General features: G+C 56.3%; 11 protein-coding genes. 7 read left to right on the top strand and 4 right to left on the bottom strand.

Going from position 1 to position 9481, the window contains the following annotated elements; all coding sequences use genetic code 11:
- The 5 genes from EXR70_23620 to EXR70_23600 form a co-directional block, all read left to right on the top strand.
- The coding region (locus tag EXR70_23620; GenBank protein ID MSP41486.1) for a hypothetical protein at positions 1–586 on the top strand (586 nt) is incomplete at its 5' end.
- 113 nt (positions 587–699) lie between these two features.
- On the top strand, positions 700–1716 hold the full coding sequence (locus tag EXR70_23615; protein MSP41485.1) for an ABC transporter substrate-binding protein: 1017 nt from the start codon (positions 700–702) through the stop codon (positions 1714–1716).
- A 131-nt stretch (positions 1717–1847) separates the two neighbouring features.
- Positions 1848–2120 (top strand): BrnT family toxin, encoded by a 273-nt coding sequence (locus EXR70_23610; protein MSP41484.1) that lies wholly within the window; start codon positions 1848–1850, stop codon positions 2118–2120.
- Positions 2104–2355, top strand: coding sequence for a CopG family transcriptional regulator (locus tag EXR70_23605; GenBank protein ID MSP41483.1), 252 nt, complete (start codon positions 2104–2106; stop codon positions 2353–2355). Before EXR70_23610 ends, EXR70_23605 begins: the two co-directional genes overlap by 17 nt.
- 126 nt (positions 2356–2481) lie before the next feature.
- Complete coding sequence (locus EXR70_23600; GenBank protein MSP41482.1) at positions 2482–3465, top strand: ABC transporter substrate-binding protein; 984 nt, start codon at positions 2482–2484, stop codon at positions 3463–3465.
- A 53-nt stretch (positions 3466–3518) separates the two neighbouring features.
- On the opposite strand, the gene EXR70_23595 is transcribed toward EXR70_23600, so the two are convergent.
- The 4 genes from EXR70_23595 to EXR70_23580 are packed head-to-tail and all read right to left on the bottom strand — an operon-like array spanning position 3519 to position 6869.
- Positions 3519–4469, bottom strand: coding sequence for an ABC transporter substrate-binding protein (locus EXR70_23595; protein ID MSP41481.1), 951 nt, complete (start codon positions 4467–4469; stop codon positions 3519–3521).
- An 18-nt stretch (positions 4470–4487) separates the two neighbouring features.
- Positions 4488–5480: an ABC transporter substrate-binding protein gene (locus EXR70_23590; GenBank protein ID MSP41480.1), complete on the bottom strand. Its 993-nt coding sequence runs from the start codon at positions 5478–5480 to the stop codon at positions 4488–4490.
- Positions 5481–5536: 56 nt separating this feature from the next.
- On the bottom strand, positions 5537–5818 hold the full coding sequence (locus EXR70_23585; GenBank protein MSP41479.1) for a hypothetical protein: 282 nt from the start codon (positions 5816–5818) through the stop codon (positions 5537–5539).
- A 43-nt stretch (positions 5819–5861) separates the two neighbouring features.
- Complete coding sequence (locus EXR70_23580) at positions 5862–6869, bottom strand: hypothetical protein (protein MSP41478.1); 1008 nt, start codon at positions 6867–6869, stop codon at positions 5862–5864.
- A gap of 288 nt (positions 6870–7157) precedes the next feature.
- Here EXR70_23580 and EXR70_23575 point away from each other — a divergent pair, with 288 nt between their 5' ends.
- Positions 7158–8150: a hypothetical protein gene (locus tag EXR70_23575; protein MSP41477.1), complete on the top strand. Its 993-nt coding sequence runs from the start codon at positions 7158–7160 to the stop codon at positions 8148–8150.
- Positions 8151–8246: 96 nt separating this feature from the next.
- The gene (locus EXR70_23570; protein MSP41476.1) at positions 8247–9293 is read left to right on the top strand and encodes a DUF2914 domain-containing protein; all 1047 of its coding nucleotides are present in this window, start codon (positions 8247–8249) and stop codon (positions 9291–9293) included.
- The last annotated feature ends 188 nt before the right edge of the window (positions 9294–9481 follow it).

The following is a 9481-nucleotide window of genomic DNA, read 5'->3' as shown; positions in this document are numbered from 1 at the left end:
CTTGCTCTGCTTTTTCTTTCTCGCCCACGCCAAACTCGCAAACGTTGTCTGCTCCCCCACGCTCTTTCCTCCCGCCTCACCTTGTCGGTCTTTCTGCTCTTCGTTATTAGACGACTTGCTAGATGACTTGTTCAGAGATTCCTTAAGAGAGATCGAACGCGCCGCAGAGGCATTCAGAATGCAGCTTCAATACCTAGATATACGAAGCGCCAAGGATATCGAGACTGCGTTCCGAGAGGCGAACAAGGAGAGGGCTGAGGCTGTTTTCTTACTGCGGGGTCTTTTGCTTGGTGATCAGTCAACACTTATTGCCGAACATGCCGTAAAGAGCCGGCTCCCGGCGATGTACCCGCAGAGCGGCGCTGTGGAACGTGGCGGGCTGATGAGCTACGGCGTGAACCAGAACGACCTGGAGCGGCGCGCCGCTACGTATGTGGACAAGATTCTGAAAGGCAGAACGCCTGCTGACCTGCCCGTCGAGCGGCCGATGAAGTTCGAGTTCGTCATCAATCTGAAAGCTGCGAAGCAGATCGGCCTGACCGTTCCGCCCAACGTGCTGGTGCGGGCGGATAGGGTCATAAGATAATTTTGGATTTTAGATTTTGGATTGGGGGACTAGGACATGGGAAAGATATTTCGGACTGCAATCCGGTGGCTTCGATCCCATAATCGAAAATACAAAATAGTAGAGGGGAGAATATGAATTACATGAAAGGCGACGGCTGGAGTCGGCGGGAGTTTCTGAGAGCTGCGACGCTGGCGGGGACCGCGGGGTTTCTCGGATTCGGTTCGGAAGCGGCCCAGGCCCAGCAACCGGCGGGAATTCCCCGGATAGGAATTCTGATCGCGCCCTCCGCGTCCTTCATTTCGGCCCGCGTCGAAGCATTTCGCCGACGGCTGCGCGAGATTGGGTACGTCGAAGGAAAAAACATTGTCATTGAGTACCGATACGCGGAAGGGAAACTCGAACAGCTGCCTGACCTTGCAGCCGAACTGGTCGGTCTCAAAGTTGACGTCATTGTCACCACCGCACCGGGTATTTTAGCTGCTAAGAAGGCGAGCGCGACAATTCCCATCGTATTCGCTACTGCTGGAGATCCAGTAGGAAGTGGGTATGTTTCCAGCCTGGCGCGACCAGGCGGGAATATCACCGGACTTAGCATGATGACGCCGGATCTAGATGGCAAACGGTTGGAGTTACTCAAGGAAGCCTTTCCTATGGTTGGACGGGTGGCCTTCCTCTGGCAACGAATTGCGGGCGGCATCGTGCCTCTCACGGTGATGGAGGCTGCGGCCAAGGCGTTGGGAGTCAAACTTCTATCGCTTGAGGTGCGCAGCCTTGACGATTTTGACAACGCATTCGCGCGGGCGAAAAAAGAACGCGCCCAGGCGCTCATTACGAACCCAGTTTCACTTATCAATACTCAGCAACGTCAAGTGTTGGACTTCGCGGCAAAGAACCGGTTGCCAGCGATGTACGCAGAGAGGCAGTTTGTTGAGGCCGGCGGCTTGATGAGCTACGCGCCGAACGGTGCGGACCAATGGCGGCGCGCCGCTGATTTTGTCGATAAGATCTTGAAGGGAACAAAACCAGCCGAGATTCCTGTCGAGCAGCCGATGAAGTTTGAGTTCGTGATCAATCTAATAGCCGCCAAGCAGATCGGCGTGACGATTCCGCCGAATGTGCTGGTGCGGGCGAACAAGGTAATTCGGTAGGCATCTGGCTCAAGCCATTTTTCTTGTATGTTCAGAAGTTGAATTCCTCTCTTTGTTCGTCGACCGATAGTTCTCTGTTTTGAGAGCGTCGCGGGTTTGCATTATATGCATTATATGCATACACTTGACAGGTGACGGCAAATTTTGATCCCAGGAAGAACAGCACAAATCTCAGAAAGCATGGCGTTTCACTTGCTGAGGGTGATGGGGTTTTGAGTGACCCCTTAGCGGTCACGGTTGAAGACGAATCGGCTGAACGCGAGCAACGGTTCGTAACTTTGGGCGCCAACACATTCGGCTCCCTGAGGGTTGTGGTTTGGACTTTTCGGGATGACGATTTTCGGGTTATCTCGGTTCGAAAACCGACACCGAGAGAAAGAAGGACGTATGAAGAAGGAGTATGATTTCTCTAAGGGCAAGCGCGGTGTGGTGATTCCCCAGGTTGGCAAGACACGCATCACAATTTATCTCGACGATGCAATTGTAAAGCGCTTCAAGACCCAGTCCGAGAATTCTGGTAAGGGGTATCAAACCCTCATCAACGACGCGCTGAAATTTTATCTCGGCCAGACCGAGAAGCGCCTGACGGCAGAGATCGTGCGCAAGATCGTGCGCGAGGAGCTCTCCAGCCAAAACTGAGAGCAAACCGCACGCCCTTTGACGCCGTCGTTGGTAGCTGCTCGGTCGACGCGGCTCGTCGTGGACAACAAACTCCCGCGATTCGCGGGCGGGGATAACCAAGAGTCGAACGCTAAAGGAGCGACGATGAATTTCAGGCGCGCAGGAAAAATTTGCCTACTATTTCTCGTCGGTTCTGTCAGTGCGTCGTTACATGCCGCCGATAAACTCGTCGCCGACTACGGCGGCCAGTCGGGGTTTCAAAGCGCGCTGTGGGTAGCGAAGGATTTGAGAATTTTCGACAAGTACAATCTCGACGTCGAGGCGATCATGATCACCGGCAGCGCGCGCTCGATCGCCGCGCTGATCGGCAACAGCACGCAGTTCTCGACCGGCTCGGCGACCGGGCCTCTTGCGGCGGCGGTCAAAGGCTCCGACCTCAAGGTCATCGCCGCTTCGTACAACAAATTCCCCTACGCGTTCGTGGTCAACCCCGAGATTCGCAGCGCCAAGGATCTGCGCGGCAAGAAGGTCAACATCCTCAACTTCGGCGGTTCCAACGATCTGGCGCTGCGCTTGGCGCTAAAAGAGTGGGGCCTGAAGTTGTCCGACATCCAAGTGATCGTCGGCGGCGATGCGCCGACGCGCTTGGCTTCGCTCATGACCGGGCGCACCGACGCGACCATTTTATCGCCGCCGCATTTGACCATGGCGGTGAAATCCGGCTATCGCGTGCTCGCCGACATGGGCGACATGAGCGCGAACTTTCCCCAATCGACCTTGAACGTGAAGGGCAGCTACATGCGAGAGAATCGCGACTTGGTGAAACGCTTCGTGCGCGCCTACGCGGAGGCGATCCACGTTATCAAAACCAGCCGCGACCGGACGATGAAAATATTCGCCAAGCGCATGGGCGTCGACGACGCGGCGATGGTCAGTTCGACCTACGATTACTTCGCGCCGCGCTTTTCCTTCCCGCCGCGGGTGAACTTGGAAGGCGTGCGCGACACGCTCAGTTTTTACGCCGAGCAGAACGCGGAATTTAAAAACCGCCGAGCCGAAGAGTTCGTCGATCATTCGTTGATGGATGAATTGGAACGGGAAGGGTTCTTTAAAAAGCTCGGTGGGTGAATCGTGTTCGTATTCGGACGGAATTGCGATCACGAGCCACGAACACGTCTCCATCACTGCGCTTTGCGCGCGAAACTCCAGTCGGCGACATCGGCGATACTCGCATCGGGTAGATTTTTTCTCGTGTCCCGCACCAGCCGGATGACGTTGCGCATCGCTTCATCCGGGCCGATGCCGGTGCGGCTGAACAGACCGATCATTTCCTTGTACATATTTTCGCGGATGTCCGCTTCTTTAATGCCCCACTGCTTGTCGATGAGCGCGAGAATATCGGCTTTACGCGTGCGAATGTATTCCAAACTTTTGATCAGGGCGCGGATCATCTTGACAATCTCGTCGGGTTTCTCTTTCATCCGCTGGGTGTGAACGGCGAGACCGCCCACGGGCATACTCATGATGTCGTTGAAACCGAGCAATTCGTTGAAGCCGCGTTTTTTCGCCTGGTGATTGAACGGCGGCACCAGCATGGCGGCGTTGATCGCGCCGCTCTCCAGCGAGATGTAGCGCGCCGAGCTGCCGCCGACCTGTAAAAAGGTTACGTCTTTTTCCGGATTCAAATTGTACTTGCGCAGGACGGCAACCGCTTCGCTGTGCGGCGTGCCGCCAAAACTGCTGATGCCGAAGGTCTTGCCCTTCAAATCTTCGACGCGCTTGATGTTCGGGCTGGTGACGAGAAAATGATCGGCGCCGTCCATCACCGACATGACGATCTTCACCGGGGCGCCGGACATGGCGGCGCCGACGAAATTCGAGAAAGTCCCGCCGTAATCGACGTGGCGGCTGAGCACGCCGTTGACGACGACTTGGTTCTGCATGATGACGATGATCGCGTTCAGTCCTTCGGCTTTGAAGAAACCTTTTTCTTCCGCGACGACGTAAGGCAGTGAAGTGCTGCCGTTGCGCGTGGTCAAGCCGAGAGTGATGCGCTCTTGGGCGGAAGTGGATTGGACCGATAGGACGGATAGGACCAATATCACAATGGCTCGAATGGTAGATGTTGTCATGCTCACTATCGGGTTGCGTTAGCGAGTCGCCTTGGCGATTTCGTCGAGCAAGCTGTTATCGACGAAATCTTTCGGCTGGGCGAGTTTTGCCTTCGGCTCTTTGTCGCTCAGGAAATCGAGCGCCGCTTGTATCCCTTCCATGGTCGGGTAGGCCAGCGGACGAAACAGCGGCTCGGCGGTGTTGTAGCTGTAATCCAACACGACGTTGTCTTGGGTGCTCATGTATTTCGCCAGGGTTTTTATCGTGAAGGCTTTGTCGGCTTTGATGCGCTCGACGGCGGCGCGATAGGCGCGCAATACTTTGATCGCCGTCGGCCGATTGCGCTCTAAATATTTTCTACTGGTCGCCACGCTGGTGTGCTGAAACGAAATGCCGATCTGCGGCAGGTAGGCGAGTTCCTTATAACCGGCGCGGATGGCGATCATGTTGGTTGGCGGCGACATCACGCCGCCATGGAGCGCGCCGGCGGCCATGGCCGGGAGAATTTCCGGCACGCCGCGCATTTGCAAGATGCTCACCTCGCTGTCGGCTTTGATGTTCCATTTCTTGAGCGCCAAGCGCAGCGCGAAATCGGTGGCCGAACCGAACGTGCTGATGCCGATCTTCTTGCCGCGCAGGTCGTCCGGTTTGTCGATGCCTTTAATTGTGACGATGGAAAAGAATGGCGTGTTGATCAGTCCCGCGACAATCACGACATCGGCACCGGTCAATGCCGCGGCGACCAGCGCGCCGCCGTAGATTTGCGCGAACGGGACTTCGCCGCTGATCAGCGCCGACATGGTTTGCGGTCCGCCGCGAATGTAGATCAATTCCGCCGGCACGCCTTCGCGATTGAAGTAGCCGCCGTCTTGCGCGACCCAGGTCGGCAACGACGCCACGCTCGCCGCGCCGACGGCGATGCGCACCGGTTGGGCGAAGGCAGAGGCAGTGACTAGAACGAGGGAAGTGACTAGTGAGGAAAGTGCGCAAAGATTAAGTTTGGAGCGCTGACGATTTGCCCTGGTGAACATACTAGCTAGCCTCCTGCCTGAGCGATCATTATTGAAAAATTTCTAAACGGCAAGCGTTATCGGATCGCTAGCGGCATGATCGAGCCGTCGACTTTCTTCACGCCGAGCTGGATCGGCCGCGGCGAACCTTTACGCGGGATCGTGACTTCGACCCAGAGTTCTTCGCCGGCAGTGCGAATCGACGGATCGGCGATGTGCTCGGGAATAAAAAATGCGACGGGTCGATCGAGAACTGCGAGTTTTTGGCCGCGCCGGTCGATGAAACGGATGTGGAGATTTTTGGCATTGTCAGGCACGATTTCAACGGCACCGTCGGCGATCAGGCGATTGTTCTCCATCCGGAGCTTGCCGGCTTGCGATGCATCAAAATTTGTTACTGAATCATCTCCTTGTTGCAATTAGCTCGTCGTAATTCTGCTGCCCAAACTGTCTCCTGCCTGCTTCCAGTTCGCGAAAGATCTCCAGTAGTTTGCTGCACAGCGGCATCGGCATTCCCAGTTTCTTTCCTTCATTGACGACATACGCCAGCGTGAAGTCGACTTCGGTACGAAGCTTTTTCTGCACGTATCGTAGCGGCCCTTTGCGGTCGTCGGGTTTCCAGGTTTTGGCGAAGTCGTTGACTACGGCAAGGCGTTTGTCGGCGGGGTTGCGCGGGTGGAAGTCGGGCGGGTTGTATTCGGCGAGCTTGATCCAACGTACGCCTTTCGCTTCGCCGACGGCGACGACTTCGCCGAAGAAGTCGGCCATGGCGCGGCGCTGCGCTTCCGTCGTGCAAGTTGTTACTAACGACGCGTCGGCAAGCGAGCCGTAGTAGCCAAGACAAGTATAGGTGAGTTTGCTCCAGAGCACGCCGAGGATGTTGTCGGAGATTTCCGTTTCCATCACGGGGTTGAGAATTTGTTGCAGGTTTTCTAGTCGCGGCGTGGTTCGGCCGTGCAGGTGGCCGAGATAAAGGTGGCCGCGGATGGCGGTGCGGAGATGGCCGGGGGCGACTTTAAAGCAGCCCATGCGAATCGCCATTCCTACCGTTCGGTCGGCGCCGACTTTTTCTTGAAGCAGCGGCGGATTGATACCGTTCTGCATCGACACCAGCAAGCCGTTATCAGCGAGATGCGGCATCACCGTGTTCAACGCATCGGGCGTGTAGTTGGAGCGCACGGCGATGCAGCCGATGTCGAACTTGCCTTCTATTTCATTTGGGAAGGCAGTCTTGATTTTGACGTTGAACGGCCCGTCGGGGACGTCGACTTGCAAGCCGCGCTCACGGATCGCGGCGATATGTTCTTTGTCGATGTCGACAAACGTGATGTCGTGGCCGGCGCGGGCGAGCCGGCCGCCGATGATGCCGCCGATGGGGCCGATGCCGATGACGATCATGCGATTGGACATGTTGATCTCCTTTGAATCGCGTTCACCATATTACGAAGCGGCGAATTGCGTCAATGCGATGAGGCGGCAAAGCCGCAGCCGAAAACCGGAAGATCTCTCGCAAAGGCGCAAAGACGCCAAGTTCGGAAGAAAGAAATTTAATCCGATTGTCCTAACTTTGCGCCTTAGCGCCTTTGCGGGAGGAATATCCGAATCCGTGAGCGGGCAGGGCGCGATGAATCGCGCCCTGCTACTTGAAGATTCTTGGATTCCTGGAATAGTAGGTGGCGATACGGCTTCGCGACTTAAATGGAAGGGACTCACATGAGGCGAATTGTTTTGGCAATCTTGGTTTTGCTTTTGGTCGCGCAATCGGCGCCGGCCGCCGACCGCATTCGTATCGGTTACAGCTCCATCAGCGGCGCTTACACGCCGATCTGGGTGGCGCACGATGCTGGATATTTCGCCAAGGAAGGTTTGGCCGACGATATTATTTTGATTCCCAGCGGCACGCAGTTGGCGCAGGTTACCGTCGCCGGTGAAATCGATATCGGCTCGCTCAACGGCAGCTCGGCGATCGCCGCCGCGCTGTCGGGCGCCGATCTGAAAATCATCGGCAACTCGGGCAACAAAATGGTCTTCTCGCTCTACGTCCGGCCGGAGTTTAAAACCGTCGAGTCGCTCAAGGGCAAGAAGATCGGTATCACCCGCTATGGTTCAGCACCGGATATTTCGGTGCGCTACGCGCTGCGTAAGTTCAACATCAATCCAGACAAAGACCTGACGCTGATTCAGTTGGGCTTCATGGCCACGGTGGCGGCCGGTTTGCAGGGCGGTTCCATCGAAGGCGGCGTGGTGTCGCCGCCGACGCAGTTCGCCATCGACAAAGCCGGCTTCAAGGAACTGATCAGCATCACCGACATGGATTACGCTTTTCCCAATCCGGCGCTGGTGGCGGTGGGCTCGATCATTCGCAGCAAGCCGGATGTGATCAACCGCTTCATGCGCGCCTACACGCGCGGCATTCATCGCGCCCGTACCGACCGCGAGTTCACCTATAAGTCGCTGGCTAAATACACCAAGATCACCGATCAAGTCGTGCTGCAGAAAGCTTACGATTTCTACATGACCAAGGTGTTGGAAAAAACTCCGGCGATCAACATGGCCGGCGTGGTCAACGTGCTGGAAGATCTGGCCAAGACCGTTCCCGCGGCCAAGACGGCGAAGCCGGAACAGTTCGTCGACATGCGTTTTCTCGACACGCTCGATAAGAGCGGTCTTCTGAAAGAACTGTATCCGTAGACTTCGAAAGAAGTAAGGAGTGAGTAGTAAGGAGTAAGGTGAAAGAAAGGTCCGGACACTCCTGACTCCTCACTCCTGACTCCTTACTTTTTCAACATGCCGGACTCTCCCAGCGTCAGCGAAAATCCCACAGTCGTCGCAAAAACTTCACTTGGAGCTTGGTTTCAGCGCCACAAAGAAAAACTTTGGTGGCTGCATAGCGGTTATGCGCTGCTCTTGGGCATCGCCATCATGTGGCTCGGCGCGCGCAATCATAATTATCTGCGCGTGACCGTGCTGCACGTGAGCTTTATTTGGCTGTCGAGTTTGTTTCTGCCGAAACTTTTGCGCCAGCCGTGGCTGCCGGAGCGCTGGGCGCCGCGGCTGCGGCTGGTGGTCAACTACTTCAATAAAAATCTTTACCAGCAGGCGCTGTTCTTCGTGCTGCCGATTTACTACGCCAGCTCGACCTTCGGCTCGCGGAATTTTATTTTCGTTGTCGCGTTGGCGGTCTCGGCACTGCTCTCGACCCTCGACGTGGTTTACGACCGCCATCTGTCGGCGAGTCGGATCTTGACCGCGCTGTTCTTCGCTTTCAATCTTTTTGCCCTGGTCAACGTTATGCTGCCGGTACTGCTCAGCGTCAGTAACACTTGGACGGCGCGCCTGGGCGCGTTGCTTGCCGCTTTGGGCTTGATCAGTTTGCTCGATCTGTTTCCCAACTCGAAACGTTGGCGTTATTCATGCGCGGCGCTCGCGGCGATGGTCATGTTGTTTTTCGTCGAGATCGGCCGCTCCTACATTCCGCCGGCGCCGCTGCGTTTGGTCAGCGCCGAATTTGGCGCGGGCTATGAGCGCGCCGAGATGCGTCTGACGCCGCCCATCGGAAAGATCGAAGCGGGACGCAAGCGGCAGGTTTACGCTTTAACGGCGATCAAGGCGCCCTTGGGGTTGCGTGAGCGCGTGCGCCACCGTTGGCACAAGAACGGTTTGCTGGTTTGGGACTCGCCGTTGATCGAAGTGACCGGTGGACGCGAGCAAGGCTTTCGGCTGTGGACCACCTACGTCTTCGACAACCTCGAAGCCCGGGCGAAACTGCGCCTCGATGTCGAAACCGAGGGCGGGCAATTGATCGGCCGGGCGCGGCTGACGGCGCGCAAATAAAATCGCACCGAGGAAAATTTGACATACCCGTCACCCTTGAGGAACCTCTGAACAACTGCCCTGGAAGCAGGGCAGCGGAGGATAGATCGTTTTTTTCGTAATGAGTTACAGTTTTTGCGAAGTTATATCAGATTACATTTTGCTCTCGCGGTTAATAGGGTCCTTAGTTTTGCCTCGATTTGCCCCCG

This window comes from Deltaproteobacteria bacterium, assembly GCA_009692615.1.
In the GTDB taxonomy this organism is placed as follows: domain Bacteria; phylum Desulfobacterota; class Binatia; order UBA9968; family UBA9968; genus DP-20.
This window is presented reverse-complemented; position numbering and strand designations above follow the sequence as displayed.

What these genes read in the sequence shown, in the direction of transcription:
- EXR70_23615 (MSP41485.1), top strand. Translation starts at nt 700, where the DNA reads ATGAATTACATGAAAGGCGACGGCTGGAGTCGGCGGGAGTTTCTGAGA.
- EXR70_23605 (MSP41483.1), top strand. Translation starts at nt 2,104, where the DNA reads ATGAAGAAGGAGTATGATTTCTCTAAGGGCAAGCGCGGTGTGGTGATT.
- EXR70_23600 (MSP41482.1), top strand. Translation starts at nt 2,482, where the DNA reads ATGAATTTCAGGCGCGCAGGAAAAATTTGCCTACTATTTCTCGTCGGT.
- EXR70_23595 (MSP41481.1), bottom strand. Translation starts at nt 4,469, where the DNA reads ATGACAACATCTACCATTCGAGCCATTGTGATATTGGTCCTATCCGTC.
- EXR70_23590 (MSP41480.1), bottom strand. Translation starts at nt 5,480, where the DNA reads ATGTTCACCAGGGCAAATCGTCAGCGCTCCAAACTTAATCTTTGCGCA.
- EXR70_23585 (MSP41479.1), bottom strand. Translation starts at nt 5,818, where the DNA reads ATGGAGAACAATCGCCTGATCGCCGACGGTGCCGTTGAAATCGTGCCT.
- EXR70_23580 (MSP41478.1), bottom strand. Translation starts at nt 6,869, where the DNA reads ATGTCCAATCGCATGATCGTCATCGGCATCGGCCCCATCGGCGGCATC.
- EXR70_23575 (MSP41477.1), top strand. Translation starts at nt 7,158, where the DNA reads ATGGAAGGGACTCACATGAGGCGAATTGTTTTGGCAATCTTGGTTTTG.
- EXR70_23570 (MSP41476.1), top strand. Translation starts at nt 8,247, where the DNA reads ATGCCGGACTCTCCCAGCGTCAGCGAAAATCCCACAGTCGTCGCAAAA.